The organism is Pseudomonas azotoformans (assembly GCF_001579805.1).
Taxonomy (GTDB): domain Bacteria; phylum Pseudomonadota; class Gammaproteobacteria; order Pseudomonadales; family Pseudomonadaceae; genus Aquipseudomonas; species Aquipseudomonas azotoformans_A.
In genome coordinates, this window is the sequence record NZ_CP014546.1 from 3,431,997 (window position 1) to 3,457,109 (window position 25,113).

Annotated in this window: 27 protein-coding genes; 18 read left to right on the plus strand and 9 right to left on the minus strand. The window is 62.0% G+C overall.

Features of this window, described 5'->3' with window-relative positions:
* Positions 1-85 precede the first annotated feature (85 nt).
* Positions 86-970: a LysR family transcriptional regulator gene (locus AYR47_RS16020; protein WP_033901414.1), complete on the plus strand. Its 885-nt coding sequence runs from the start codon at positions 86-88 to the stop codon at positions 968-970.
* A gap of 32 nt (positions 971-1,002) precedes the next feature.
* Here AYR47_RS16020 and AYR47_RS16025 read toward each other — a convergent pair whose 3' ends face one another.
* On the minus strand, positions 1,003-1,269 hold the full coding sequence (locus tag AYR47_RS16025; RefSeq protein WP_061435876.1) for a DUF6124 family protein: 267 nt from the start codon (positions 1,267-1,269) through the stop codon (positions 1,003-1,005).
* A gap of 348 nt (positions 1,270-1,617) precedes the next feature.
* Here AYR47_RS16025 and AYR47_RS16030 point away from each other — a divergent pair, with 348 nt between their 5' ends.
* Positions 1,618-2,199, plus strand: coding sequence for a histidine phosphatase family protein (locus AYR47_RS16030; RefSeq protein WP_061435878.1), 582 nt, complete (start codon positions 1,618-1,620; stop codon positions 2,197-2,199).
* Between the two features lie 151 nt (positions 2,200-2,350).
* On the opposite strand, the gene AYR47_RS16035 is transcribed toward AYR47_RS16030, so the two are convergent.
* Positions 2,351-3,034 (minus strand): DUF695 domain-containing protein, encoded by a 684-nt coding sequence (locus tag AYR47_RS16035; protein WP_237142468.1) that lies wholly within the window; start codon positions 3,032-3,034, stop codon positions 2,351-2,353.
* 244 nt (positions 3,035-3,278) lie between these two features.
* On the opposite strand from AYR47_RS16035, the gene phnC reads away from it, so the two are divergent.
* The 13 genes from phnC (at position 3,279) to phnP (ending at position 13,744) form a co-directional block, all read left to right on the plus strand.
* Positions 3,279-4,112: a phosphonate ABC transporter ATP-binding protein gene (gene phnC / locus AYR47_RS16040; protein ID WP_033897600.1), complete on the plus strand. Its 834-nt coding sequence runs from the start codon at positions 3,279-3,281 to the stop codon at positions 4,110-4,112.
* 32 nt (positions 4,113-4,144) lie between these two features.
* The gene (gene phnD, locus AYR47_RS16045; RefSeq protein ID WP_033897601.1) at positions 4,145-5,146 is read left to right on the plus strand and encodes a phosphonate ABC transporter substrate-binding protein; all 1,002 of its coding nucleotides are present in this window, start codon (positions 4,145-4,147) and stop codon (positions 5,144-5,146) included.
* 161 nt (positions 5,147-5,307) lie between these two features.
* On the plus strand, positions 5,308-6,090 hold the full coding sequence (gene phnE / locus AYR47_RS16050) for a phosphonate ABC transporter, permease protein PhnE (RefSeq protein ID WP_033897602.1): 783 nt from the start codon (positions 5,308-5,310) through the stop codon (positions 6,088-6,090).
* 36 nt (positions 6,091-6,126) lie between these two features.
* Positions 6,127-6,831 carry a phosphonate metabolism transcriptional regulator PhnF gene (phnF, locus tag AYR47_RS16055; protein ID WP_167351257.1) on the plus strand — a complete coding sequence of 235 codons (705 nt, stop codon included), beginning with the start codon at positions 6,127-6,129 and terminating at the stop codon, positions 6,829-6,831.
* 11 nt (positions 6,832-6,842) lie between these two features.
* On the plus strand, positions 6,843-7,280 hold the full coding sequence (gene phnG / locus AYR47_RS16060) for a phosphonate C-P lyase system protein PhnG (protein ID WP_061435880.1): 438 nt from the start codon (positions 6,843-6,845) through the stop codon (positions 7,278-7,280).
* Complete coding sequence (phnH, locus tag AYR47_RS16065; RefSeq protein WP_061435881.1) at positions 7,280-7,870, plus strand: phosphonate C-P lyase system protein PhnH; 591 nt, start codon at positions 7,280-7,282, stop codon at positions 7,868-7,870. Before phnG ends, phnH begins: the two co-directional genes overlap by 1 nt.
* Positions 7,870-8,946 (plus strand): carbon-phosphorus lyase complex subunit PhnI, encoded by a 1,077-nt coding sequence (locus tag AYR47_RS16070; RefSeq protein ID WP_033897605.1) that lies wholly within the window; start codon positions 7,870-7,872, stop codon positions 8,944-8,946. Before phnH ends, AYR47_RS16070 begins: the two co-directional genes overlap by 1 nt.
* Positions 8,939-9,781, plus strand: a complete 843-nt coding sequence (locus AYR47_RS16075; protein ID WP_061435883.1) for an alpha-D-ribose 1-methylphosphonate 5-phosphate C-P-lyase PhnJ — start codon at positions 8,939-8,941, stop codon at positions 9,779-9,781. Before AYR47_RS16070 ends, AYR47_RS16075 begins: the two co-directional genes overlap by 8 nt.
* Positions 9,778-10,578, plus strand: a complete 801-nt coding sequence (phnK, locus tag AYR47_RS16080; RefSeq protein WP_061435885.1) for a phosphonate C-P lyase system protein PhnK — start codon at positions 9,778-9,780, stop codon at positions 10,576-10,578. The genes AYR47_RS16075 and phnK overlap by 4 nt, the downstream gene beginning before the upstream one ends.
* Positions 10,575-11,297, plus strand: a complete 723-nt coding sequence (phnL, locus tag AYR47_RS16085) for a phosphonate C-P lyase system protein PhnL (RefSeq protein WP_061435886.1) — start codon at positions 10,575-10,577, stop codon at positions 11,295-11,297. Before phnK ends, phnL begins: the two co-directional genes overlap by 4 nt.
* On the plus strand, positions 11,287-12,432 hold the full coding sequence (locus AYR47_RS16090; RefSeq protein WP_061435888.1) for an alpha-D-ribose 1-methylphosphonate 5-triphosphate diphosphatase: 1,146 nt from the start codon (positions 11,287-11,289) through the stop codon (positions 12,430-12,432). Before phnL ends, AYR47_RS16090 begins: the two co-directional genes overlap by 11 nt.
* A complete protein-coding gene (gene phnN, locus AYR47_RS16095; RefSeq protein ID WP_061435890.1) occupies positions 12,432-13,004 on the plus strand; it encodes a phosphonate metabolism protein/1,5-bisphosphokinase (PRPP-forming) PhnN in 573 nt (190 codons plus the stop codon). Before AYR47_RS16090 ends, phnN begins: the two co-directional genes overlap by 1 nt.
* On the plus strand, positions 12,995-13,744 hold the full coding sequence (gene phnP / locus AYR47_RS16100) for a phosphonate metabolism protein PhnP (RefSeq protein WP_033897611.1): 750 nt from the start codon (positions 12,995-12,997) through the stop codon (positions 13,742-13,744). The genes phnN and phnP overlap by 10 nt, the downstream gene beginning before the upstream one ends.
* A 22-nt stretch (positions 13,745-13,766) precedes the next feature.
* Here the strand turns inward: phnP and AYR47_RS16105 are convergent, their stop codons facing one another.
* Complete coding sequence (locus AYR47_RS16105) at positions 13,767-14,648, minus strand: LysR family transcriptional regulator (RefSeq protein ID WP_061435892.1); 882 nt, start codon at positions 14,646-14,648, stop codon at positions 13,767-13,769.
* 256 nt (positions 14,649-14,904) lie between these two features.
* Here AYR47_RS16105 and AYR47_RS16110 point away from each other — a divergent pair, with 256 nt between their 5' ends.
* Both AYR47_RS16110 and AYR47_RS16115 read left to right on the plus strand, forming a co-directional pair.
* Positions 14,905-15,309, plus strand: coding sequence for a type II toxin-antitoxin system HicB family antitoxin (locus AYR47_RS16110; RefSeq protein WP_033897613.1), 405 nt, complete (start codon positions 14,905-14,907; stop codon positions 15,307-15,309).
* 305 nt (positions 15,310-15,614) lie between these two features.
* Complete coding sequence (locus AYR47_RS16115) at positions 15,615-17,162, plus strand: M10 family metallopeptidase C-terminal domain-containing protein (protein WP_061435894.1); 1,548 nt, start codon at positions 15,615-15,617, stop codon at positions 17,160-17,162.
* A gap of 8 nt (positions 17,163-17,170) precedes the next feature.
* On the opposite strand, the gene AYR47_RS16120 is transcribed toward AYR47_RS16115, so the two are convergent.
* A complete protein-coding gene (locus AYR47_RS16120; RefSeq protein ID WP_038845865.1) occupies positions 17,171-18,367 on the minus strand; it encodes an MFS transporter in 1,197 nt (398 codons plus the stop codon).
* A gap of 171 nt (positions 18,368-18,538) precedes the next feature.
* Between AYR47_RS16120 and AYR47_RS16125 the strand changes: the two genes are divergently transcribed.
* Positions 18,539-19,153 (plus strand): DUF5666 domain-containing protein, encoded by a 615-nt coding sequence (locus AYR47_RS16125; RefSeq protein WP_061435896.1) that lies wholly within the window; start codon positions 18,539-18,541, stop codon positions 19,151-19,153.
* A 129-nt stretch (positions 19,154-19,282) separates the two neighbouring features.
* Here AYR47_RS16125 and AYR47_RS16130 read toward each other — a convergent pair whose 3' ends face one another.
* From AYR47_RS16130 to AYR47_RS16150, 5 genes are all read right to left on the minus strand, one after another.
* Positions 19,283-20,287: a sulfate ABC transporter substrate-binding protein gene (locus AYR47_RS16130; protein ID WP_033897617.1), complete on the minus strand. Its 1,005-nt coding sequence runs from the start codon at positions 20,285-20,287 to the stop codon at positions 19,283-19,285.
* 105 nt (positions 20,288-20,392) lie between these two features.
* Positions 20,393-21,217, minus strand: coding sequence for an ion transporter (locus AYR47_RS16135; protein ID WP_061435897.1), 825 nt, complete (start codon positions 21,215-21,217; stop codon positions 20,393-20,395).
* 31 nt (positions 21,218-21,248) lie between these two features.
* Entirely contained in the window at positions 21,249-22,124 is an 876-nt protein-coding gene (locus tag AYR47_RS16140) for an urea transporter (protein WP_061435899.1), read from the minus strand.
* Between the two features lie 129 nt (positions 22,125-22,253).
* Positions 22,254-23,669 (minus strand): pyruvate kinase, encoded by a 1,416-nt coding sequence (gene pyk, locus AYR47_RS16145; RefSeq protein ID WP_038841586.1) that lies wholly within the window; start codon positions 23,667-23,669, stop codon positions 22,254-22,256.
* Positions 23,659-24,939, minus strand: coding sequence for a glycerate kinase type-2 family protein (locus AYR47_RS16150; protein ID WP_033897621.1), 1,281 nt, complete (start codon positions 24,937-24,939; stop codon positions 23,659-23,661). The genes pyk and AYR47_RS16150 overlap by 11 nt, the downstream gene beginning before the upstream one ends.
* Positions 24,940-25,113: the final 174 nt, after the last annotated feature.

A 25,113-nucleotide genomic window follows, 5' to 3' on the forward strand; every position in this document is an offset into this window, starting at 1 on the left:
GCAGTCGCCTTTATGTCGATAATCCCCTAGGATCGGGAATCATCCTTCCAGAATTTGATAGGGCGCTATGAACCGTCTTGAGTCGATGTCAGTATTCGTTACGGTTGTGGACGCGGGCAGCCTGTCGGCGGCGGCGCGCGCGCTGGACATGCCGCTTGCCACCGTCAGCCGCAAAGTGACAGAGCTGGAAACCCACCTGAACACGCGCCTGCTGCACCGCACCACGCGGCAGCTGTCGCTCACGGACGTGGGCGTTTCCTACCTGGCGGCATGCCGGCGGATTCTGGAAGAGATTGGCGAGGCGGAGCGTGCGGCAACCGGCGAATATACCGTGCCCAAAGGCGAGCTGACGGTGACCGCGCCCATCGTATTCGGGCGTTTGCACATCGTGCCGGTGGTGGCGCAGTTTCTGGCGCAATACCCCGAGATCAGCGTCAACCTGATGCTCACCGACCGCGTGGTGCATCTGATGGAAGAGCAATGTGATGTCGCCGTACGCATCGGTGACCTGCCCGACAGTTCACTCAAGGCTGTCAACGTGGGCAATGTACGGCGAGTGGTGTGTGCCAGCCCCGGCTACCTGCAAACCCACGGCGAACCTGCCACGCCGCAGGATTTGGCGGCCCACGACTGCATCACCTTCGACGTGCTGGCCTCGGTGGGTGCCTGGGTGTTTGGACGTGGCAAATCGCAACAGACCGTGCCGGTGCATTCACGGCTGTCGGTGAACACCGCGGAAGCTGCGATTACCGCGTCGACGCTGGGCGTTGGCGTGATTCGCGTGTTGTCGTATCAAGTGGCGGATGCGCTGCAAAAAGGCGATTTACAGGTGGTGCTGCAGCCCTACGAATCAGCCGCCTTGCCCATCAGCCTGGTGCACAAAGGGCAGGCGCCGCTGCCGTTGAAAGTGCGCGCATTCCTGGACTTCGTCGCGGTGCGACTGCGTCAGCGGCAAACGAACATGCGCTGATGTACTCGGACCCCATGTGGGAGCGGTAGCCATCAGGCCACGGGACACTCCCGGTTCAGCGCTTCATTCACCAACAACTGCGCAATTTCAATCATCTGCACTACCGCCAGCACTTGCTTGCGGCCCGAGCCACCCAGATGTTCAGCGCAGTCGTACGCACAGACAGTTGCCGACTTAAGCATCTCGCTGGCGTTGCTCAAGGCAACTTCAGTACTGAGGCCGGGACGGACGGTGAAAATTACGTCGGGTGGGGTTTGACCCGTGGTGGATGACGGAGGGTTTGGCGTGACTTTTTTCATACGGTAGCTCCTGGAGTAAAGGGAGCCGCCACAATCACTTCCACATGATGGGTGGCGACTTTACGCAGGTGTGGAAGACCGGACTCCAGGACCCCGGCGCACTCGAAAGTGCCCCGCGCACAGCCGCCACAAAGAAGCCTGAAAAAAGGTGAGCCGTACGCAGGTTGGTCGACCGGGGAATGGAAACCCGACAGGGACAAGCCCTCCTGCGTGCGGCTCGGGCGACATAGTGAACATTGGATAAAGAATGAGGTGTAGGGAAAGTCTGGCATCGGGACGCGTCAAGTCGAGGCTGGCGATGCACGACAGTTGCTACTATCCCTTTCCCCCTTCAATGAGAGCACCCTCATGAACCTCTACGTTGTTCGCCACGGCGAAACCTGGGCAAACGCTGAGCACCGCTACCTCGGCGCGCTCGACCCGGAACTGACCGAGCGGGGTAGGGAACAGGCTGCGTCTCTCAGCAAGAAACTGCCCAGCGGCATTGAGGTGTTAATTGTCTCTCCGCGCGTGAGAGCCCAGCAAACCGCGCAAATTCTTAACGGTGAGTTGAATCTTGAGCTATTAACAATGGGCGAATTTCGCGAGCGTGACGTCGGTGTGTTCGAAGGGCTGACACAGGCTGAGGCAAAGGCAATGCACCCGCAGCTCTGGGCGCAGAACATAACGCGCCAATGGGCGGTTGGGCCAACGGGCGGTGAGTCGATTGCAGATGTGGTTGCCCGTGTACATCAAGGTTTGGTGGAACTGGCAGCGCTTTATCCTGAGCGTGTTGTACTGCTGGTCGCGCATGGATTTGTGGCGAAGGTGATTCGTGCTCTAGCCAGAGGAGACTTTTCGGACTTCTTTAACTGGCAGCTTTCGAATGGAGAGATGCTGGTTTTGGACGATTTCAACGTCATGGCGTTTCCAGTGACTGCCCCAATTTAATTGCTACGTACAACTCTGTGGCGAGCGGGCTTGCCCGCGTTGGGCTGCGCAGCGGCCCCAAAACCTGCCCACGCGTTCTGTCTGACTTATCGCGGCCGCCTTGTTGAGGCTGCTGCACAACCCAACGCAGGGCAAGCCTGCTCGCCACCCGTCATTCCATACAGGTTTTGGGCGTGATGCGGACCGTTTCAGCCCCGCCCATTTCACCACTCAGCGCAGGTTCTTTATGGGTCGTGAACGCCAGCGGGTAGGGGCCGCTTTTGGCCAGCGCGGCATTCACCTGGGCCCTGAAGCTTTCCTCGCTTTTGGCATAGAAAATCCACTGCACCTGCTGCCCACCCGTCACCGTGCACAGCCACTTCGCCAGCCCTTGTTCCTGCACGGACGGCACGATCAGGCTGCGCATCTGTTCCATCCGGGAGAGGTCTCGGGGCGCTGGCCTGAGGGTTTTGGAGGTGTACTTCCAGGTGATTCTGATCTTGTAGGGCAGTGCCCGGCGTTCAGCTGCCGTGACAGAGTCTGTACCCTGGTAAAGCATGGGGTTGGGTGTGTCTGGAAAGTCGGCGTCTTGGTAGTCGTCAGGGCCAGGCTCGGCCAATGCTTGCTGGCGAGGGTTGGGGTTGGCATCGTCCAGCAGGAGCCTGAGGGCTTCCGCTCGGTCCGCCGCTCGATCATCCACACACTGGTCAAACGCTACGCTGTGCACCGGGCCTTCATCCAGGCAAGGGTTGCGCTCGACCACGGGTGCAGCAGGGTGCCCTGCGCAGCCTGCGGTCAGTACGCTTGCCAGTACCAGCCATGTGAGCGAGTGCTTGTTACTTTGCTTGTCTTTCAATGTTCATCCCTAAACGCTTGAGCCTGCCCTGTGACGGCGGATGCTGGCTAATTAATGGCGCCGATTGTGCCAGACGTCTTCGCCGCAGACCACTGCCTACCCACCTTCAACCTTTCACAAAACCTTCATCCAACCGACCCCCTCCAGTCATGTGCAAGTAATAGCACTGACACCTCCCGCGCCTACTGTCGTTTGAACTCAACCGCAGCCATCCCCTGGCTGTTCAAACAAGACAGAGAAGCCCATGAATCACGCTATCCATGTCGATCACTTGAACAAGACCTTTGCGAAGAAATCCGCGTTGGTCGACCTCGAACTCACCATTGCCCCAGGTGAGATGGTCGCGCTGATTGGCGCTTCCGGTTCTGGCAAGTCCACCTTGTTGCGCCACTTGGCGGGCCTGGCCTGTTGCGACAAGAGCAATGGCGGCAGCGTCAAGGTGCTGGGCCGGGAAGTGCAGGCCAGTGGGCGCTTGAATGGCAAGGTGCGACGGCTGCGCGCAGACATCGGCTACATCTTCCAGCAGTTCAACCTGGTCAACCGTCTGAGCGTGCTCGACAACGTGCTGCTCGGTTGCCTGGGCCGCATGCCGCGCTGGCGCGGCAACCTCGGCTTGTTCAATGCTGAAGAGAAGGCGTTTGCCCTGGAGTCCCTGGCGCGCGTTGGCCTGGCTGACTTGGCCGCGCAGCGGGCTTCGACCTTGTCCGGCGGCCAGCAGCAGCGTGTGGCGATCGCCCGTGCGCTGACCCAGCGCGCCGAGGTGATCCTGGCCGATGAGCCTATCGCTTCGCTTGACCCGGAGTCGGCACGCAAGGTCATGGAGATCCTCGCCGACATCAACCGCCGCGACGGCAAGACCGTGGTGGTGACCCTGCATCAAGTCGATTACGCCATGCGTTATTGCCCGCGTGCCGTGGCCCTCAAAGGTGGCCGTATTCATTTCGACGGCCAGGGCAGCGAGATGAGCAGCCACTTCCTCAATGATTTGTACGGTGCCGACGTCGACACCAGCCTGATGTTTTCCGACCAGTCCCGCCAAACCTCCGTCACCCCTCGGCTGGCCCTGGCGCGCGCTTGAAACCTTACTCACGACCCACAGGAATCCTTTCCATGTTGAACCGTATCGGTCACGTCTTTCTGTCTGCGGTGTTGCTGGCCAGTGTGGCGTTGGGCAATGCCCATGCCGCCGACAAGGCGATCAACTTCGGCATCATGTCCACCGAGTCTTCGCAGAACCTCAAGAGCATCTGGCAGCCGTTCCTGGATGACATGCACAAGAAGACCGGCCTGACCATCAACGCCACCTTCGCCTCCGACTACGCCGGGCTGATCCAGGGCATGCGCTTCAACAAGGTCGACGTGGCCTGGCTCGGCAACAAGGCCGCGATGGAAGCGGTGGACCGCTCCAACGGCGAGATCTTCGCCCAGACCGCCGCCGCCAACGGTGCCGCCGGTTACTGGAGCGTGCTGATCGTGCGCAAGGACAGCCCGATCAACAACGTTGAAGACATGCTCAAGAACGCCAAGAACCTGACCTTTGGCAACGGTGACCCGAACTCCACCTCGGGCTACCTGGTGCCGGGTTACTACGTGTTTGCCAAGAACAATGTGGATGCCGCCACGGCGTTCAAGCGCACGCTCAACTCCAGCCATGAAGTGAACGCCTTGAGCGTCGCCAAAGGGCAGTTGGACGTCGCCACTTTCAACACCGAAAGCTGGGAGCGCCTGGAAGTCACCCAGCCGGACAAGGCCGCCATGCTCAAGGTGATCTGGAAATCACCGCTGATCCCGGCCGACCCGATGGTGTGGAGCAAGGCCTTGAGCGACAGCGAGAAAACCAAGATCCGCGACTTCTTCGCCCACTACGGTGACACCGATGAAGAGAAGGCCGTGCTGAAGAACATGCAACTGGGCAAGTTCCTTGCCTCCAGCGACGACCAACTGTTGCCGATCCGTCAGCTGGAGCTGTTCAAGCAGCGCACCACGATCAGTGCTGACGACAAGCTGGAAGCGGCTGATAAGGCCAAGAAGCTCGCTGATATCGATGCTGACCTGGCCAAGTTGCAGCAGCGCATCACCGAACTCGACAAGAAAACCGCAGCCAACGGCTAACCCCCTGTAGGAACCGGGCTTATGTGGGAGCAGGCTTGCTCGCGAAAGCGGTGAATCAGTCGCCGGATGCATTGAATGACACACCGCATTCGCGAGCAAGTCGAATCGTCGCACCGCCGCTCCCACAGAGATCCAGTTCCCACCGCTATTGAGAGTGACCCATGACAACCTTGCACGCTGAAGCCGTCGGCAAACGCACCTGGCCGCAATACCTCGGCTGGGGCCTGTTCCTGGTCCTGCTGGCCTGGGCCTGGCACGGCGCCGAGATGAACCCGCTGGCGCTGTACCGCGACTCCGGAAACATGGCGACCTTCGCCGCCGACTTCTTCCCGCCGGACTTCCACGAGTGGCGCTCCTACCTCAAGGAGATGATCGTCACCGTGCAAATCGCCCTCTGGGGCACGGTGTTGGCCATCGTCTGCTCGGTGCCGCTGGGCATTCTCTGCGCCGACAACATCACCCCCTGGTGGATCCACCAACCGCTGCGCCGGGTGATGGACGCCTTCCGTTCCATCAATGAAATGGTGTTCGCGATGTTGTTCGTGGTCGCCGTCGGCCTCGGTCCCTTCGCTGGCGTTTTGGCCCTGTGGATCAGCACCACCGGCGTCCTCGCCAAGCTGTTTGCCGAGGCCGTCGAAGCCATCGACCCAGGCCCGGTGGAAGGCGTGCGTGCCACTGGCGCGAGTGCCTTGCAGGAAGTGATCTACGGCGTGATCCCCCAGGTGATGCCGCTGTGGGTGAGCTACGCGCTGTACCGCTTCGAAGCCAATGTGCGCTCGGCCACGGTGGTCGGCATGGTCGGCGCGGGCGGGATCGGCGTGATCCTTTGGGAAAACATCCGCGCCTTTCAGTTTGTACAAACCTGCGCGGTGCTGCTGGTGATCATCGTGGTGGTGAGCTGTATCGATGTGTTGTCCCAACGCCTGCGCAAGCAGTTCATCTGACGTCGGAGGGGTGCCCGCGCGGCGCTTTTTTTAAGCATGCAGTTGTCTAGACAAGATGAGCCGGTGTACCGCGAACTCGCGGATATCCTGCGCCGTGAATTGAGCAGCTACAGCGCCGGCGACTTCCTGCCTGGCGAGGTGCACATGGCCGAGCGTTTTGGCGTCAACCGCCACACGCTGCGCCGCGCCATCGACGAACTGGTGTTCGAAGGCAGCCTGTTGCGCCGCCAGGGCAAGGGCACCCAGGTACTTGATCGCCCCTTGATCTACCCGATGGGCGCCGAGACCTCCTACAGCCAGTCGCTGTCGGCCCAAGGCGTGGGCGTGGAAGCGGTGCTGCTCAAGCGCCGTTACTGCTACGCCAGTCGCGATGAGGCGCAGCACTTGGGCATTGCCGAAATGGCGCCGATGATCGAGTTGCAGACCCTGCGCAAACTCGACCACCAACCCGTCAGCCTGATTCGCCATCGCTACTGCGCCAGCCGGGCGCCGTTGCTGGCCGACTACACCGGCGGTTCGCTGCGCCAGTACCTGCGCGAACGCGACCTGCCGCTGACGCGCACCCAAAGCCTGATCGGTGCGCGCTTGCCCAACCGTGATGAAGCCGCGCTGCTGATGATGCCTCGGCACTTGCCAGCCCTCACCGTATTCACCCTTTCCCGCGATCGCGACGGCCGCCCGGTGGAGCTGGCACAGTCCACCAGCCGTTCGGATCGCTTCCAGTACCAAGTGGTGACCTGATGGAGACCCTGATGAATCTGTCCCCGCGTCAGCATTGGATTGGTGTGCTCGCCCGCGCCCAACTCAGTGAACTGCAACCTCACGAAGCCGCGTTGAAAGACGCGGAATACCAACTGATCCGCGCCCCGGAAATCGGCATGACCCTGGTGCGCGGCCGCATGGGCGGCAGTGGCGCGCCGTTCAACGTCGGCGAAATGAGCGTGACCCGCTGCGTGGTGCGCCTGGCCGATGGTCGCACCGGCTACAGCTACCTGGCCGGGCGCGATAAGGCCCATGCCGAGTTAGCGGCCCTGGCCGATGCCCATCTGCAAGGCACGCAGCCAAGTCTTTGGCTCAGCGATTTGATCACCGCGCTGGCCAATACACAGGCCGCTCGACGCGCGAAAAAAGAAGCCGACACCGCCGCCACCAAGGTCGAGTTCTTCACGTTGGTTCGAGGAGAAAACTGATGAATGCGCAACTGTTGCAACCGGCCTTTGTCGACCCGGTCCTGGACGCCCAGCGCGGTTTTCGTGCCGCCCTCAAAGCCTTGGCCGAACCCGGTTTGATCCAGCACCTGCCCTGCGCGCCGCGCCTCGATGGCCTGGCGCCCGCCACCTATGCCCTGTGCCTGGCGATGCTGGATGGGGACACGCCGCTGTGGCTGGCGCCGAGCTTCGACACGCCGCTGATCCGCGCCAACCTGGCGTTCCACTGTGGTTGCCCGTTGACGGCGAACCGTGAAGACGCGGTGTTCGCCTTGCTCGGTGAGCAAGACCTGCTCGACCTCAGTGGTTTCAACCACGGCAATGATCGCTATCCCGACCAGTCCTGCACCCTGCTTGTACAGCTCACCGACCTGGAATCCGGTCGCGGCCTGCTCTGGCGCGGCCCCGGCATCAAGGCCCAGCGCCAGGTTCAGGTGCCCGTGCCGCAAGCCTTCTGGCTGGAGCGCCAGCGTCGCGAAGCCTTCCCCCGTGGCCTGGATGTATTGTTTGCCGCCGGCCACCACCTGATCGGCCTGCCGCGCAGCAGCCGTGTCGCAGAGGAGCGTGCCTGATGTACGTAGCCGTCAAAGGTGGCGAACAGGCCATCGACAATGCCCACCGCCTGCTGGCGAAAAAACGCCGGGGCGATACCGCGATTCCTGAACTGAGCGTGAGGCAAATCCGCGAGCAACTGCCCCTGGCTGTGGCACGGGTGATGACCGAAGGTTCGCTGTTCGACGAAGAACTCGCCGCGCTGGCGATCAAGCAAGCGGCGGGGGACCTGGTGGAAGCGATCTTCCTGCTGCGCGCCTACCGCACCACGCTGCCGCGCTTCAGCCCGAGCTTGCCGATCGACACTGCGCAGATGTCGTTGAGCCGGCGCCTGTCCGCCACGTTCAAGGACGTGCCCGGCGGCCAGTTGCTTGGCCCGACTTTCGATTACACCCACCGGCTGCTGGATTTTTCGCTGCTGGCCGAAGGTGAATACCCCGGCCCGCAGACTACGCCGGATGCGCGCATCGAAGCCTGCCCACGGGTGCTCGGCCTGCTCGCCAAAGAAGGCCTGATCAAGACCGAAACCGACGACAACGCCAGCGTCGCCGATATCACCCGCGACCCGCTGGAATACCCGGCCAGCCGCGCCGAACGCCTGCAAGCCCTGGCCCGTGGCGATGAAGGTTTCCTGTTGGCGCTGGGCTACTCGACCCAGCGTGGCTACGGCCGCAACCACCCGTTTGCCGGCGAGATTCGCATCGGCGACGTCGAGGTGTGGATCGACCCGCCAGAGCTGGGCTTTCCCATCTGCCTGGGCAGCATCGAAGTGACCGAGTGCGAGATGGTCAACCAGTTCGTCGGCTCAGCCACTGAACTGGCGCAGTTCACGCGCGGCTACGGGTTGGCCTTCGGGCATGCCGAGCGCAAGGCCATGGGCATGGCGCTGGTGGACCGTTCGCTGCGCGCGGGGGAATACAACGAAGAGATCGTCTCGCCGGCCCAGCGTGAAGAATTCGTACTGGCCCACTGCGACAACGTCGAGGCGGCCGGTTTTGTCTCGCACCTCAAATTACCGCACTACGTGGACTTCCAGTCCGAACTGGAACTGATCCGCAAACTGCGCCAACCGGCCGAGGGCCCGAGCCATGAATGACGCCGCCTACAACTTCGCTTACCTCGACGAACAGACCAAACGCATGATCCGCCGCGCCTTGCTCAAGGCCGTGGCGATCCCCGGTTACCAAGTGCCGTTCGGTGGCCGCGAAATGCCGTTGCCTTACGGCTGGGGCACCGGCGGCATGCAATTGACCGCCGCGATCCTCGGCGCGGAGGACGTGCTCAAAGTCATCGACCAGGGCGCCGACGACACCACCAACGCCGTGTCGATCCGCCGCTTTTTTGCGCGCACCGCAGGCGTCGCCACCACCGAAGCCACGCCGGACGCGACGGTGATCCAGACCCGCCACCGCATCCCGGAAACCCCGCTGCAGGCCGATCAGATCATGGTCTACCAGGTGCCGATTCCCGAGCCGCTGCGCTTTATCGAACCGTCCGAAACCGAGACCCGCACCATGCACGCCCTGAATGATTACGGGGTGATGCACGTGAAGCTTTACGAAGACATCGCCACCTTCGGCCATATCGCCACCAGCTACGCCTACCCGGTGATGGTCGACGAGCGCTACGTGATGGATCCGTCGCCGATCCCCAAATTCGACAACCCGAAACTCGACATGAGCCCGGCGCTGATGCTGTTCGGCGCCGGTCGCGAGAAGCGCCTGTACGCGGTGCCGCCCTACACCCAGGTCACCAGCCTGGACTTTGAAGACCACCCCTTCGAAGTACAGAAGTGGGAACACAACTGCGCCATCTGCGGCAGCCATGAATCGTTCCTCGATGAGCTGATTCTGGACGATGCGGGCACCCAGAGTTTCGTGTGTTCCGACACCTGGTATTGCGCCCAGCGGGTTCTGGAGAACAACCAATGAACCAGGTTCTTTTGAAGCAAAAAGCCGGCGCACCGCTACTGCAAGTGCGTGACCTCTCCCTGTTGTACGGCCCGGAGAAGGGCTGCCAAGGCGTGAGTTTCGATCTTTACCCCGGTGAAGTGCTGGGCATCGTTGGTGAGTCCGGCTCGGGTAAATCCACCTTGCTCTCGCTGTTGAGCGGGCGCCTGCCGCCGCAAGCGGGCAGCATCGGGTATCGCAGCAAGGACGGCGAATGGCTGGATTTGTACAGCGCCAGCGAAGCCGAGCGTCGCACCTTGCTGCGTACCGAGTGGGGCTTTGTCGAGCAAAACCCCCGTGATGGCCTGCGCATGGGCGTGTCGGCCGGTGCCAATATCGGCGAGCGCCTGATGGCCCAGGGTGTGCGCAATTACGAGCAACTGCGCGGTGCCGGTCTCGATTGGTTGAGCCAGGTGGAAATCGACCCGCAACGTATCGATGACTTGCCGCGCACCTTCTCCGGCGGCATGCAGCAGCGCCTGCAAATCGCCCGCAACCTCGTCTCCAGCCCACGGCTTGTGTTCATGGACGAACCCACCGGCGGCCTCGATGTGTCGGTGCAAGCGCGCCTGCTCGACCTGCTGCGCGGCTTGGTGCGTGAGCTGGATCTGGCGGTGGTGATCGTCACCCACGACCTGGCCGTCGCGCGCCTGTTGGCCGACCGCCTGATGGTGATGCGTCGCTCCCGTGTGGTGGAAACCGGGCTCACCGACCAGATCCTCGACGATCCACAGCACCCTTACTCTCAACTGCTGGTGTCTTCGGTATTGCAGCCATGACAAATGCCTTGATCGAGGTCCGTGACCTCTCGAAAACCTTCACCCTGCATCAGCAACACGGCGTGGTGCTCAACGTGCTGCGTGGCGTCGAGTTCAGTGTGCAGGGCGGTGAATGCCTGGTGCTGCACGGCCAGTCCGGCGCCGGTAAAAGCACCTTGTTGCGCACCTTGTACGGTAACTATTTGCCGGCGGGTGGCAGCATTCGTGTGCAGCATGCGGGCGCGTGGCTGGAGTTGGTCGGCGCCGAGCCGCGTGACATCTTGCAGGTGCGTCAGCAAACCCTCGGGTACGTCAGCCAATTCCTGCGGGTAATCCCCCGCGTGGCATGCCTGGACGTGGTGATGGAGCCGGCGTTGGCCCGTGGCTGGTCCAAGGCCAATGCGCAGTCGCGTGCCGAACACCTGCTGACCCGCTTGAATATCCCGCAACGCCTGTGGCAGTTGGCGCCCGGCACCTTCTCCGGCGGTGAGCAACAGCGCGTCAACATCGCCCGCGGCTTCATGGTGGACTGGCCGGTGATGCTGCTGGATGAGCCCACCGCGTCCCTGGACGACAACAACCGCCAGGTGGTGCTGGAGCTGATGAACGAAGCCAAGGCCGCCGGCGCGGCGCTGATCGGCATCTTCCACGACCGCGCCGCTCGTGAAGCGGTTGCCGACCGCCATTTCGACATGACCCCCACGCCTGTTGCCCAAGAGGAATACGCAAATGCCCGCTGAACAGATCCTCAGTAATGCCCAGATTGTCACGGCTGATCGCATGTTCCTGGGCTCGGTGGTGCTGCGCGACGGCAAGATCGTCGACCTTGCCGAAGGGCGCAGCCAGTTGCCCCAGGCTCAGGACCTGGGCGGCGATTTCCTGTTGCCGGGCCTGGTGGAATTGCACACCGACAACCTGGAAAAACACATGACCCCGCGCCCCGGTGTGGACTGGCCGTCGACTTCGGCCGTGCTCAGCCACGACGCGCAGATCATCGCGGCGGGCATCACCACGGTGTTCGACGCGGTGTCCATCGGCGACGTGAACCCCAAGGGCAACCGCATGAAAAAGCTGCCGGCGATGCTCGATGCCATCGCCCAGGCGGAAGGCGCCGGCCTGACCCGCGCCGAGCACCACCTGCACCTGCGCTGCGAGCTGTGCCACCCGGACACCCTCAGCGTATTTCGCGACCTGGTGGAAAACCCGTTGGTGCAACTGGTGTCGGTGATGGACCATTCGCCGGGCCAGCGCCAGTTCGTGCTCGAATCCAAGTACCGTGAGTACTACATGGGCAAGTACCACCTGAACGACGAAACCATGGACGCGTTCATCGTGCTGCAAAAGGCCAATTCCCTGGCGTACAGCGACCGTTATCGCGCCGCCATCGTCGAGCATTGCCTGGCGCGCGGCCTGTCCGTCGCCAGCCACGACGATGCGACGTTGGCCCACGTGCAAGAGTCGGCGCGCTACGGCATGACCATCGCCGAATTTCCCACCACGCTGGAAGCGGCGAAGGGCTGCCAGGCGCTGGACATGAAAGTGTTGATGGGCGCGCCGAACGTGGTGCGCGGTGGGTCGCACTCGGGTAATGTGGCCGCCGCCGGCCTGGCGGCCGAGGGATTGCTGGATATACTTTCCAGCGACTATTACCCGGCCAGCCTGTTGCAGGCGGCCTTTGTGCTGGCCGACCAGCAGGACGGCGGCGACCTGTCGCGAGCGGTCAAGATGATCAGCCTGGCGCCGGCAAAAGCCGCGGGCCTCAGCGATCGCGGCGAAATCGCCATTGGCCTGCGCGCGGACCTGGTCCAGGCCCGCAGCCGCGAAGGGCTGCCGGTGGTGCAACAAGTATGGCGACAAGCGAAGAGGGTGTTTTGATGGCAGGCAGGTTGATCTATCTCATCGGGCCGTCCGGCTCGGGCAAGGACAGCCTGCTGGATGCCGCACGCCCACGGTTGGTCGAGCGCGGTTGCCGCATCGTGCGCCGCGTTATCACCCGCTCGGCGGAAGCAGTGGGCGAGGCCGCGCAAGGGGTCAGCCCGGAGCAGTTCGCCGCGCTGCAGGCGGAGGGCGCCTTTGCCCTCAGCTGGCAGGCGAATGGCTTGTCCTATGGCATTCCCAAGGAGATCGACGCGTGGCTGGCGGCGGGTGACGACGTGCTGGTCAACGGCTCCCGCGCGCACTTGGCACAGACCCGCGCGCGTTATCCGACGTCGCTGGTGTTGCTGTTGACGGTGGACCAGGCGGTGTTGCGCCAGCGTTTGATCGCACGCGGGCGTGAGGCCTTGGCGGATATCGAGGAGCGCCTGGCACGCAATACGCGGTTCACCGCTGAGTTGATCGCGGGGCATGGGGCGGGGTTGTTCGTGCTGGACAACTCCGGGCCGCTGGAACATACGGTCGAGCGCCTGCTTTGCTGCCTCGACCACGGGCACTCGGCATGCGCCTGACGCTGCTCGGCACCGGTGACGCGCGGCAAGTCCCGGTGTACGGCTGCGAATGCCCCGCGTGCGGTCTGGCGCGCAGCGACGCAAGCCTGCGCCGCCGCCCGTGCAGCGCGCTGATCGAATGCGGCGACCAACGCTGGCTGATCGACAGCGGTTTGCCCGACCTCACCGAGCGCTTCCCGCCGCGCAGCTTCAACGGGATTTTCCAGACCCACTATCACGCTGATCATGCCCAGGGTTTGCTGCACCTGCGCTGGGGGCAGGGGCTGGTGATTCCGGTGCACGGCCCGGCGGATCCGGAGGGCTTGTCCGATCTGTACAAGCATCCGGGCATTCTCGATTTCAGCCAGCCTTTTGCCGAGTTTGAAACACGCCAATTTGGCGAGTTGAGCGTCACGGCGTTGCCGTTGCAGCATTCCAAACTGACCCTGGGTTACCTGCTGGAAGGCGAAGGACGGCGCATTGCCTACCTCACCGACACGGTCGGCCTGCCGCCTGCGACCCTGGCTTGGCTGCAACGTGAACCCCTGGACGTGCTGGTACTGGATTGCTCCATGCCGCCGCAGCCGCAAGCACCGCGCAATCACAATGACCTGACGTTGGCGTTGCAGAGTATCGAGGAAACTGGCGCGCAACTGGGGGTGTTGACCCATGTGGGGCATACGTTGGATGCGTGGTTGCTGGAGCATCGGCGTGAGTTGCCACGGCATGTCACGGTCGGCTGGGATGGCCGGATTATCTGAACGCCTACGGTTGCACAGAACGCTACTTCCTCAATAACCCTTCAACGTATTCGATAAATGCCTTGGCCTTGGCACTCGGCATTCGCCCCGTCGGCAATATCGCCCACAGGTCCTTTGGAGGAAGTTCCCAATCGGTCAATACGGGCTTCACCTCACCCCTGGCCAATTCCGGCGAGAACATCCATTCGGACGTCATCGCCAGGCCGTGGTGGGCGAGCACACCTGCGCGCAAACCTTCGGAAGAGGTGACGCGCAAGCGTCCTTGAGCGGCGATGGTGTGTTCGTGACGGCCTTGTTTGAAGGGCCAGAGCGGGCTTTCCCCGAGGCTGTAGATCACGGCCTGGTGGTTGAGGATATCCGCCGGGCTCTGTGGCTCGCCGAAACGTTCGAAGTAGGCCGGCGTACCGAATACCCTGCACGGACTTTGGCCAAGCCGGCGAGCAGTGAGGCCAGAATCACTCAGGTTGCCGATACGCAGGGCGACGTCGATGCCGTCTTCAACCAGGTTCAGGAGTCGGTCGTCGAGCAACACGTCGATGTTCAGGCCTGGATGTTGGTCCAGGAAGGGGCCCAGGTTAGGAATGATCCGCATGCGGGAGAACGTCACGCCGGCGCTGACCCGCAGGTTGCCCGTCAATCCGGCGCTTGCGCCACGGGCGGCCTCGTCGGCTGCATTGGCTTCATCGATAGCCCGCTTGGCCCGTTCGAAGTACACCAGGCCCGCCTCGGTGGGGGTCAGGCCCCGTGTGGAGCGCATCACCAGCCGCACGGCAAGGCGCGCCTCCAGTTGCGCAATGCTCTTGGACACGGCGGGCTGGCCGATGCCCAGGCGTTTGGCGGCTGCGGAGAACGAGCCAGTTTCGACGACGTGGACGAAGGTTTCCATGGCGGTGAGGCGGTCCATCGGTGGCTCCTGTCGGGCTTGGCGGCGTTCAAGCCTAAGGCGATGACCCGGATGTGTCATGCGTTTCCAGTGTCGAGCGGGTGGGGTTTCAATATCCAGTAAAACAGCCGTCAGTCAGACCTGCGTATTTTGTGTTTGAGTAAAGGTAACTCTAGGGTTATTTTTATTCAGGCCAAGCCAAGAAGGATTTGCCGCTGGGCACCGTCAGAAGCATCAGGAAACGCGCCGGCTTGTTTCAGTTTTAAGGAGAACATTCATGCAATACCCAATCTGTATCGAATGGGGCGATGACTTCACCGCCACCGGTATTCAGATCCCCGATATCCCAGGTGCGGTCACCGCCGGGGACAGTTTTGAAGAGGCCTACAACGCCGCAGTGGAAATTGCGCACATCATGCTGCAAGAGATTGCCGCAGAAGGCGGCCCGATTCCGATGCCGACGTCGGTAGCCAACCATCACGCGCACGAAGACTACGCCGGCATGGGTTGGGGGATGTTGGAGCTGGACATCACGCCCTACCTGGGCAAGACCGAGAAGGTCAACGTGACCTTGCCTGGTTACGTCATCCAGCGCATCGACCGGTATGTGCGTGAACACAAGGTCAAGAGCCGCTCTTCCTTTCTGGCGGACGCTGCGCTGGAGAAGCTGGTGCGGTCCTGAGGAAGGGTTAAGGGGTGTGTCCTAGTCGGTGGGAAAACAGCGTACTTGAGCGGGCAGTTTTTTTTTAGATTCTGTTTTTCTGTTGTCAAAACAACGCGATGCCGCCCGGGCCTTTGTGTTGTCGAGTGTTTAAATTGCAAAGGAATTCTTGGCTGTATCGCCCAGTGTTTCAGGGCGTTCGGGTGTTTCGGCTGGTATTAACTTTACGGTGGTGTCGGATTTTTCAGCATGCGAGTTTCCCTCTGGACCCGTTGGCTAACGATCAGTTGGCCGACTCTCTTTATTGAAACCAAAGGCGTCGCACAATGAATACTTATGACCTTCGCAGTAGGAGTCCTCTGAATAACCTGCCGGTATCGGACCCCGGCCCATTTGGCGTGGGGGCTGGCAACAAGCCCTCTTACACGACGGACCAGGCAGCCAGCCAACTCACGCGAGAAAACCTGCGCTTTCATGACCGCAACGGCGATTCGAAAGTCGATGTGAATTACACGGTGGATGGCAGTTTCACCCAGCAGCAGCAACGACGTGTTCGCCAGGCTGTGCAGTCCTGGCAGGATGTGGCCAATATCAACTTTCGCGAGCAGGCGGGCGGGGCGGACGGCACACTCAACATTCGCAACAACCCAGGCAGTGACCGTGGGGTGGCCACCTTCCCTGGCCGTTTCACTACCCAGACAACGGCCACGATTGGCACCCGAGGAGAAAGTGGGGCACCGGCATTGGGCAGTCACTTTTCGGTGACGGCTATCCATGAGGTCGGCCACGCCATCGGCCTGCATCATCCGGGGAACTACAACGGGCTTGGTTTTGATTACCAGAACGGCGCGGTCTACGCCGAAGACACCAAAGCGCGTACGGTGATGAGTTATTGGTCGGAGCAGAATCAGAAGGGGCATGACTTCAAGGGGCAGAATCCCTCCGCGCCGATGATGGACGATATCGCGGCAGCTCAACGCCTCTACGGCGCCAATCATGAGACCCGCAAAACCGATACCACCTATGGCTTCAACTCCAATACCGAGCGCGAGGCGATGAGCCTCAAAAGCGCTGCGGACAAACCTGTCTTCTGTGTCTGGGACGGTGGTGGTGTCGACACGATGGATTTCTCCGGGTTTTCCCAGGACCAGAACATCAACCTGAACGCCGAGTCGTTTTCTGATGTGGGCGAGTTGAAGGGCAATGTGTCCATTGCCAATGGTTGCACGATTGAAAATGCGATTGGCGGCTCGGGGCGAGACAACATCTCGGGAAATGAGGCGGCAAACCGGATCAAGGGCGGCGGGAAGGGCGACTCCCTGAGAGGCGGTGGCGGCGCCGACACCTTTGTCTACGACAAGGCCAGCGATTCCACGCCGACCGACCCGGACATGATCGAGGACTTCACCAGCGGTACGGATAAGGTCGACGTGTCGGGCGCCTTGAAGGAGGCGGGTGTGCGAGCATTGGTGTTCACCGATCGGTTCAGTGGTCGCGCCGGGGAGGCGGTGATCAAGCATGATCCGAGTACGGGCCTCTCAAGCCTGGCGATTGACCTGAAGGGAACGGGTAAGCCGGACCTGTTGCTCAAGAGCAAGGGCGAAATCAAGCCAACGGATGTGCTGTGGGAGGGGCAAGCGCCGGAGGTTCAGCCTGCACCTGTCCCTAAACCTACACCAGCACCTGCTCCCACTCCGGCGCCGCGTCCTCCGGTCCCGACACCCGCTCCCGCGCCTTTGACGGATAAGACACAGGAGCAAGCTGCCGGCTTGATTCAGATGTTCGCAATCACCCTGCTGGCCTTTTTCTCACAATTGCTGAGCCTGCTGACATCGCCTGCCGGCCAAGCATCCGCGGAGAAAAAACAGTCTTGAACCTCTCCTCAAGCAGTGGCGACCGTAGCCGGGCGTGAAGCACTCAGGAAACGCAGCAGCGCGATCAAGGGGAACGCGCTGCCCACCAGCATCACACCCAGCCAGCCGCCGTGCTCATACACGCTGCTGGCAATCGCCGAACCGAAGGCACCGCCGATGAAGATGCTGGTCATGTACAGCGCGTTCAGGCGGCTGCGGCTGTTGGCGTCGAGGGCGTAGATGGCGCGTTGGCCCAGCACCATGTTCATCTGCACGCAAAAGTCCAGGACCACGCCGGTCACCGCCAGGCCGATCACGCTGTACAACGGGTGTACAAAGGCCGGCAGGAAGCTCAACGCAGCAAACAGCATGGCCAGCAACGATGCGCGGTGGGTATGGCCGGCATCGGCCAGGCGGCCGGCGATGGGCGCGGCAATGGCGCCCAGCGCACCGACCAGAGCGAACAGCGCGATCTCGCTTTGGCTCAAGCCGTGGTTACGCGCCAGCTCCAGTGGTGCGGCGGTCCAGAACAAGCTGAAGGTAGCGAACATGCAACCCTGATAAAACGCCCGCTGGCGCAGCACCGGCTGCTCACGCAACAAGGTGCCGAGGGAGCGCAGCAGCTGACCATAGGTGGCACTGTGATCAGGCTGGCGCTTGGGGATGGTGATCAGCAACACCACACTGATAAACGCCATCAACGCCGCTGCGGCCATGAACATCGCGCGCCAGCCGAAATGGTCCGCCACCACGCTCGACACGGGCCGTGCCAACAGGATGCCGAGCAACAGGCCGCCCATGATGCTGCCGACCACGCGGCCACGGGACTCGGCGGGTGCCAGGTGCGCGGCCAATGGGATCAGGATCTGCACCGACACCGAACTGAAACCGATCAGCAGCGATACCAACAGAAACAGATTCGGCTGCTCGGTAAACGCCGCACCCAACAGACTGGCGATGGCCAGTACGGTGGTGGCGATCATCAGCTTGCGGTTTTCCAGCAGGTCACCCAGCGGCACCAGGAAAAACAGGCCCAGGGCGTAGCCGATCTGCGTCAAGGAGACGATCAGGCTGGCCATGGCGGGCGTGAGGCCGATATCCGGCGCGATCAGCTCGATGATCGGTTGGGCATAGTAGATGTTGGCAACGATGGCGCCGCAGCAAAACGCAAACAGCATCACCATGCTCCGGGTCATGGTGGTTGTAGCGTGGGACGTAGCGTTCATGGTGTTCTCATAAATGCGAAGGAAAGTGGGGCGAGCCTAAAGACAACACCGTAGCCCGGGTAGGCCGCTGGCAGTGATAACACTCATGCCCGGTAATGATGAGTGAATCGTTAACTTTCTGCGCGAAGGGTAATGATACATTCAGAAACAACTGCCGAAACAGGAAATCCCATGAAGATCACGTTGAACAAGATGCTCCTGGCTTCCACCCTGGCCGCCGCGATGGCCGTAGGCCTGGCCCAGGCTGCCGAAGCGCCGCGGGTGGGCGTGCGCGGGGCCATTACCGCGATGGAAGGCGATGCGATGCACGTCAAGGTCAACAGCGGCGAAGACGTCATCGTGCACCTGACCCCAAGCACTCAGGTGCGCGCGGTCACTCTGGCCAAGATCGATGAGATCAAGCCGGGCAGCTACATTGGCTCCGCCGCCATGCCCAACGCCGATGGCACCTTGACCGCACTGGAAGTGCACGTCTTCCCACCGGCCATGGCCGGCACGGGCGACGGGCATCGCGCGTTTGACTTAAAAGAAGGCAGCAGCATGACCAATGGCACCGTCGGTGACTTGGTCGTCAGCAACGGGCGCACCTTGACCGTGAAGTACAAAGGTGGCGAGCAGAAGATCGTGGTGCCGGAGGATGTGCCGATCGTCAACCTGGAGCCGGGGGATCGCAGTTTGCTCAAGGCGGGGGTGAAGGTGGTGCTGTTTGCAGCGCAGGCGGCGGATGGAACAATTACGGCCCAGGCCATCTCAGCCGGCAAAGATGGCGTGACACCGCCGATGTAACTGCCAGACACAAAGCCCAATGTGGGAGCAGGCTTGTTGTGGTGAGCGGGCTTGCCCCGCGCTGGGCTGCGAAGCAGCCCCACTCACTGCAACCAACCCGCTCACACATTTGTTACTGCGTTTCGCCGGTTATTGGCCGGAGTAAATCTGGTCAAACACCCCACCATCATTGAAGTGAGTCTTCTGCACGGTGCGCCAGTCACCAAAGGTCTTCTCTACCGACAGGAAGTCGACTTTCGGGAAGCGGTCGGTGTACTTGGCCAGCACTTTCGGGTCACGTGGACGCAGGTAGTTGTTGGCCGCGATTTCCTGACCTTCCGGCGACCACAGGTACTTCAGGTAGTCTTCGGCGGCTACACGGGTGCCTTTCTTCTCGACCACTTTGTCGACCACTGATACCGGCGGCTCGGCTTCGGCGGAAACGCTTGGGTAGATCACTTCGAACTGATCACGGCCGAATTCACGGGCGATCATTTCCGCCTCGTTCTCGAAGGTCACCAGCACGTCGCCGATCTGGTTGGTCATGAAGGTGGTGGTCGCCGCACGGCCGCCGGTATCCAGCACCGGCGCCTGCTTGAACAGTTTGCCGACAAAGGCCTTGGCCTTGTTTTCGTCGCCGCCGTTCTTCAGCACATAACCCCAGGCCGACAGGTAGGTGTAGCGGCCGTTACCCGAGGTTTTCGGGTTGGGCACGATCACTTGCACGCCGTCTTTCAACAGGTCCGGCCAGTCCTTCAGGGCTTTCGGGTTGCCTTTTCGCACGATGAATACGGTGGCGGAGGTGAACGGCGCGCTGTTGTTCGGCAGGCGGGTGACCCAGTTGTCCGGCACCAGTTTGCCGTTGTCGACCAAGGCGTTGATGTCGGTGGCCATGTTCATGGTGATCACGTCAGCCGGCAGACCGTCGATCACCGAGCGCGCTTGTTTGCTGGAACCGCCGAAGGACATCTGCAGGGTCAGCTTGTCGTTCGGGTGCTCGGCTTCCCAGTGCTTCTGGAAGGCGGCGTTGTAGTCCTTGTAGAAATCGCGCATCACGTCGTAGGAGACGTTGAGCAGTGTGACGGGGGCAGCCTGGACGGCGCCCGCCAGGGCAAGGCCGGCGGCCAGGAGAGAGGCGCTAACGAGTTTTTTCACTGCTCATTCCTTGTTGTTCGAGAAGGTAGTCGATTGAGTAGGGGCAATATGCCAGCGACTATAGCTGCCGGCGCATAGACGTTTAAAGATTAAAACGTACTTTGCTTATTCCACTTTACGGAAAAGGTTACTCCCGCACCGCGAGCAGAAGGCGGCATTCGGTTCATGGCTATTCTTCTTGCAGACCGGGCAGTCGGTTTGCAGCTGTTCACCGCGCATGGCACTCGCCAGTTCAGCGGTGAAAATTCCGGTGGGCACGGCAATGATCGAATAACCGGTGATCATCACTAAAGACGAAATCACCTGGCCCAGCGGCGTCTTCGGCACGATGTCGCCAAAGCCCACGGTAGTCAGGGTCACGATGGCCCAGTAGATGCCTTTCGGAATGCTGGTAAAGCCGTGCTCCGGGCCTTCGATCACGTACATCAAGGTGCCGAACACCGTGACCAGCGTGCACACGCTGACCAGGAACACCACGATCTTCTGCTTGCTGCCCCGCAACGCCGCCATCAGGTAGTTGGCCTGCTTGAGGTACGGGCTGAGCTTGAGCACGCGGAAGATCCGCAACATCCGAATGATGCGGATGATCAACAGGTACTGCGCGTCGCTGTAATACAACGCGAGGATGCCGGGCACGATGGCCAGCAAGTCCACCAACCCATAAAAACTGAAGGCGTAGCGCAACGGCTTGGGCGAGCAATACAGCCGCAACCCGTACTCGATCAGGAAGACGAGGGTGAAGCCCCACTCGATATAGGCGAGCACATCGGCATAGTTCTGGTGAATCTGGTCGATGCTGTCGAGCATCACGATCACCAGGCTGGCCAGGATGATCAGCAGCAGGATGCCGTCAAAGCGCCGTCCTGCGGTGGTGTCACTCTGGAAAATCATGACGTAGAGCCGCTGGCGCCAGTCGTTGTTGCTGTCCATAAATCCCGCCTGAAACTGATATCGAGCAAGCCTAGGGGGATTCGAAGGGGCTGTCCATGCAGGGTTTGCGCAGCACTCGAACACCCGCACGCACCAGCCAACAGGCGAGGATGAACGGCGCGGTCAGCGCAGGCAGGTGCAGGGCGGCAAAGCCGGGCGTGAGGACGACTGCCAGCAGGATGCCGAGCAGCGGCAGCCAGGGCTGGCGACGTACCTTGCTCAACGCCACGGCAGCCAGCGCCGGGTTGTAGCTGTGCAGGCCGAGGAGGGCGCTGGCGGGTTCGTCCAGCCACAGCGCAATCAGCACGCCGACACTGGCGCCGATCAAGGCCCAAGTGGCGGCGCGACGGTTGGCGAGCCACAGGCCCAGCGCAATCAGCGCGCCTGATACGGGCTGATCCAGCAACATGATTTGCGCGAGGCCGGTAAAAGGCGCAGTGAGGATAGCCAACGTGTCGGGTTCGCTCAGGGCAAAGGTACTCTCTGGCACGGTGCCCAGCAGCAACCAACCCAGCCCGACAAAAGGCGCGGTGTAGGCCGGCAGGTCATTGGGCTGGCTGGCGTGTTTCAACCATTGCCGCGTCAGGATCGCACTCAAGCCGCCGCACGCCAGGATCAGCGGCGGCAGCAAGGCCGACCAGGCGAAGTGCTGGCTGATCAACAAACCCAACAACACGCCGTTATAGCTATACAGCCCGGCCTGGCGCTCGGTCTTGGGATAACCGCGACGCTGGGCTGTGAGCAATCCCGCCACGCCGCCCAACAGCGCGCCGCCGAGCAAGGTCGGCGCGCCGATCAGGATCGCCAGCAGGCACAGCAGGCCGCACAGCGGTTGGCGTTGCAGGAAGATCTGACTGAAGCCGTTGAGCAGGGCTTCAGCCCAGTCGGGGCAGGTGGGGTTGTGCATGGATTGACTATCTAAGGATGGACATAAAACCTGTGGCGAGGGAGCTTGCTCCCGTTGGGCCGCGCAGCGGCCCTAAGAGATGGGACTGCTGCGCAGTCCAGCGGGAGCAAGCTCCCTCGCCACAGAGGATTAGAGTAGGGTTTCGATCCGCAGTGAATTGGTCGATCCCGGCTGCCCGAACGGCACCCCCGCCGTAATCACCAACGTATCCCCACGCTCCGCCATGCCCTGTGCCTGGGCAATCTCCAGCGCCGTGGAACAGACCTCATCCACCTGGCGCAGCCGATCATTGACCACCGAGTGCACGCCCCACGCCACGCTCAACCTCCGTGCCGTGGACAGGTTGGGCGTAAGGTTGAGGATCGGCGCCACCGGCCGTTCCCGCGCCGCGCGCAGGCTGGAGCTGCCCGACTCGCTGTAGTTCACCAGCACCGCCACCGGCAGGATGCTGCTGATACGGCGGATCGCGCAGCTGATGGCGTCCGACACCGTGGCATCCGCCTTCGGTCGGCTGACATCCAGTTGCGCCTGGTAATCCGGGCCGTTTTCCACCTGGCGGATGATCTTGCTCATCATCTGCACGGCTTCCAGCGGGTATTCGCCGGACGCGGTTTCCGCCGACAGCATCACCGCGTCCGCGCCTTCGGCCACGGCATTGGCGACATCGGTGACTTCGGCGCGGGTCGGCGCCGGTGAGAAGCGCATCGACTCCAGCATCTGCGTCGCCACCACCACCGGTTTACCCAACTGGCGACAGGTGCTGATGATGTCCTTCTGGATCTGCGGCACGCTCTCGGCCGGCACTTCCACGCCCAGGTCGCCTCTTGCAACCATGATCGCGTCGCTCAGTTCGGCGATTTCCTGCAGGCGCTGCACGGCCGAGGGTTTCTCGATCTTGGCCATCAGGAACGCCTTGTCGCCGATCAGCTCGCGGGCTTCGCGAATGTCTTCCGGGCGTTGCACGAACGACAGCGCCACCCAATCCACGCCCAGCTCCAGGCCGAAGCTCAAATCGCGCCGATCCTTGGCGGTCAGTGGGCTGAGTTCCAACAGGGCTTGTGGGACGTTCACGCCTTTGCGATCAGACAATTCACCGCCATTGAGCACGGTGGTGTCGATGGCGTCGGCATGTTTGGTGATCACCCGCAGGCGCAGCTTGCCATCGTCCAGCAGCAGATCCATGCCGGGTTCCAGCGCCGCGATGATTTCCGGGTGGGGCAGGTTGACCCGGCGCTGGTCGCCCGGTGTTTCGTCCAGGTCCAGGCGCAACGCCTGGCCGCGTACCAGTTGCACCTTGCCCTCGGCAAAACGTCCAACCCGCAGCTTTGGCCCTTGCAGGTCCATGAGGATGCCCAGCGGGTAATTGAGCTGGCGCTCGACCTGGCGAATCCATTGGTAGCGTTGGGCATGGTCGGCGTGGTCGCCGTGGCTGAAATTGAGCCGGAAGATGTTCACCCCGGCTTCTACCAGTTCGCGGATGTCGTCGATACCGTCGGTGGCCGGGCCCAGGGTGGCGAGGATTTTGACCTTCTTGTCAGGCGTCATGTTTGGCAGTCTCAAGGATCAGGATGGCGCGGAAGTCGTTGACGTTGGTGCGCGTGGGCTCAGTGATGATCAAACCGTCGAGGGCAGCGAAATAGCCGTAGCCGTTGTTGTTATCCAGCTCATCGCTGGCCGACAGCCCGAGGGCTTCGGCGCGCGAATAACTGCACGGCGTCATGATCGCGCCGGCGTTGTCTTCCGAGCCGTCGATACCGTCGGTGTCACCGGCCAGGGCGTACACGCCGGGCAGGCCCTTGAGGCTGTCGGTGAGGCTCAACAGGAATTCCGCATTGCGCCCGCCACGGCCATTGCCGCGCACGGTCACGGTGGTTTCGCCGCCGGAGAGGATCACGCACGGCGCCGCCAAGGGCTGGCCGTGTTGCACGATCTGCCGGGCGATACCGGCGTGTACCTTGGCCACGTCCCGTGCTTCGCCTTCGAGGTCGCCGAGGATCAACGGGCTGAAACCGGCCTGGCGGACTTTTACCGCCACCGCTTCCAGGGATTGCTGGGGGCGGGCGATCAATTGGAAGTGGCTGCGGGCGAGTACCGGGTCGCCGGGCTTGACGGTTTCCGAGGCCGGGTTCTGCAACCAGCTGCGTACCGAGGCGGGGGCGTCGATGTTGTAACGCTTGAGAATCGCCAGCGCCTGTTGCGACGTGCTCGGGTCTCCGACCGTGGGGCCGGAGGCAATCACCGTGGCCTGGTCGCCGGGCACATCGGAAATCGCGTAGGTGTAGACGGTGGCGGGCCATGCGGCTTTCGCCAGTCGGCCGCCCTTGATGGCCGAGAGGTGCTTGCGCACGCAATTCATCTCGCCAATGGTCGCGCCGGACTTGAGCAGGGCTTTGTTGATGGCCTGTTTATCGGCCAGGGTGATGCCTTCTGCGGGCAACGCCAGCAGCGCAGAGCCACCGCCGGACAGCAGGAAGATCACGCGGTCGTCTTCCGTCAGGTTGCTGATCAGTGCCAATACGCGCTCGGCCACGGCCAGGCCGGCAGCGTCGGGCACCGGGTGTGCGGCCTCGACCACTTCGATTTTCTTGCAGGGCGCGCCGTGGCCGTAACGGGTGACGACCAGGCCGGTGACTTCGCCCTGCCAGACGTTTTCCACGACCAGCGCCATGGCGGCGGCGGCCTTGCCGGCGCCGATCACGATCACACGGCCGCTGCGGTCGGCGGGCAGGTAGGGTTCAAGGACTTGCCGGGGGTGGGCAGCGTCGATGGCTGTGGCAAACAGCTCGCGAAGCAGATGTTGCGGATCGACCGACATAAGCGGGCTCCCGGGGATTTTTTGTTGTTAGAGGTGCTTCAATTTCAGGAACTGGAATGCGATCAAATGTGGGAGCGGGCTTGCTCGCGAATGCGGACTGACATCCAACATCCATGTTGACGGATACACCGCTTTCGCGAGCAAGCCCGCTCCCACATTCGACCGCATTTCAAA

What these genes read in the sequence shown, in the direction of transcription:
- AYR47_RS16115 (WP_061435894.1), top strand. Translation starts at nt 15,615, where the DNA reads ATGAATACTTATGACCTTCGCAGTAGGAGTCCTCTGAATAACCTGCCG.
- AYR47_RS16140 (WP_061435899.1), bottom strand. Translation starts at nt 22,124, where the DNA reads ATGCACAACCCCACCTGCCCCGACTGGGCTGAAGCCCTGCTCAACGGC.
- phnK (WP_061435885.1), top strand. Translation starts at nt 9,778, where the DNA reads ATGAACCAGGTTCTTTTGAAGCAAAAAGCCGGCGCACCGCTACTGCAA.
- phnF (WP_167351257.1), top strand. Translation starts at nt 6,127, where the DNA reads ATGCAGTTGTCTAGACAAGATGAGCCGGTGTACCGCGAACTCGCGGAT.
- pyk (WP_038841586.1), bottom strand. Translation starts at nt 23,669, where the DNA reads ATGACGCCTGACAAGAAGGTCAAAATCCTCGCCACCCTGGGCCCGGCC.
- AYR47_RS16070 (WP_033897605.1), top strand. Translation starts at nt 7,870, where the DNA reads ATGTACGTAGCCGTCAAAGGTGGCGAACAGGCCATCGACAATGCCCAC.
- phnH (WP_061435881.1), top strand. Translation starts at nt 7,280, where the DNA reads ATGAATGCGCAACTGTTGCAACCGGCCTTTGTCGACCCGGTCCTGGAC.
- AYR47_RS16135 (WP_061435897.1), bottom strand. Translation starts at nt 21,217, where the DNA reads ATGGACAGCAACAACGACTGGCGCCAGCGGCTCTACGTCATGATTTTC.
- phnD (WP_033897601.1), top strand. Translation starts at nt 4,145, where the DNA reads ATGTTGAACCGTATCGGTCACGTCTTTCTGTCTGCGGTGTTGCTGGCC.
- phnL (WP_061435886.1), top strand. Translation starts at nt 10,575, where the DNA reads ATGACAAATGCCTTGATCGAGGTCCGTGACCTCTCGAAAACCTTCACC.
- phnP (WP_033897611.1), top strand. Translation starts at nt 12,995, where the DNA reads ATGCGCCTGACGCTGCTCGGCACCGGTGACGCGCGGCAAGTCCCGGTG.
- AYR47_RS16025 (WP_061435876.1), bottom strand. Translation starts at nt 1,269, where the DNA reads ATGAAAAAAGTCACGCCAAACCCTCCGTCATCCACCACGGGTCAAACC.
- AYR47_RS16030 (WP_061435878.1), top strand. Translation starts at nt 1,618, where the DNA reads ATGAACCTCTACGTTGTTCGCCACGGCGAAACCTGGGCAAACGCTGAG.
- AYR47_RS16150 (WP_033897621.1), bottom strand. Translation starts at nt 24,939, where the DNA reads ATGTCGGTCGATCCGCAACATCTGCTTCGCGAGCTGTTTGCCACAGCC.
- AYR47_RS16110 (WP_033897613.1), top strand. Translation starts at nt 14,905, where the DNA reads ATGCAATACCCAATCTGTATCGAATGGGGCGATGACTTCACCGCCACC.
- AYR47_RS16120 (WP_038845865.1), bottom strand. Translation starts at nt 18,367, where the DNA reads ATGAACGCTACGTCCCACGCTACAACCACCATGACCCGGAGCATGGTG.
- phnG (WP_061435880.1), top strand. Translation starts at nt 6,843, where the DNA reads ATGAATCTGTCCCCGCGTCAGCATTGGATTGGTGTGCTCGCCCGCGCC.
- AYR47_RS16105 (WP_061435892.1), bottom strand. Translation starts at nt 14,648, where the DNA reads ATGGACCGCCTCACCGCCATGGAAACCTTCGTCCACGTCGTCGAAACT.
- AYR47_RS16090 (WP_061435888.1), top strand. Translation starts at nt 11,287, where the DNA reads ATGCCCGCTGAACAGATCCTCAGTAATGCCCAGATTGTCACGGCTGAT.
- AYR47_RS16020 (WP_033901414.1), top strand. Translation starts at nt 86, where the DNA reads ATGTCAGTATTCGTTACGGTTGTGGACGCGGGCAGCCTGTCGGCGGCG.
- phnC (WP_033897600.1), top strand. Translation starts at nt 3,279, where the DNA reads ATGAATCACGCTATCCATGTCGATCACTTGAACAAGACCTTTGCGAAG.
- AYR47_RS16125 (WP_061435896.1), top strand. Translation starts at nt 18,539, where the DNA reads ATGAAGATCACGTTGAACAAGATGCTCCTGGCTTCCACCCTGGCCGCC.
- phnE (WP_033897602.1), top strand. Translation starts at nt 5,308, where the DNA reads ATGACAACCTTGCACGCTGAAGCCGTCGGCAAACGCACCTGGCCGCAA.
- phnN (WP_061435890.1), top strand. Translation starts at nt 12,432, where the DNA reads ATGGCAGGCAGGTTGATCTATCTCATCGGGCCGTCCGGCTCGGGCAAG.
- AYR47_RS16075 (WP_061435883.1), top strand. Translation starts at nt 8,939, where the DNA reads ATGAATGACGCCGCCTACAACTTCGCTTACCTCGACGAACAGACCAAA.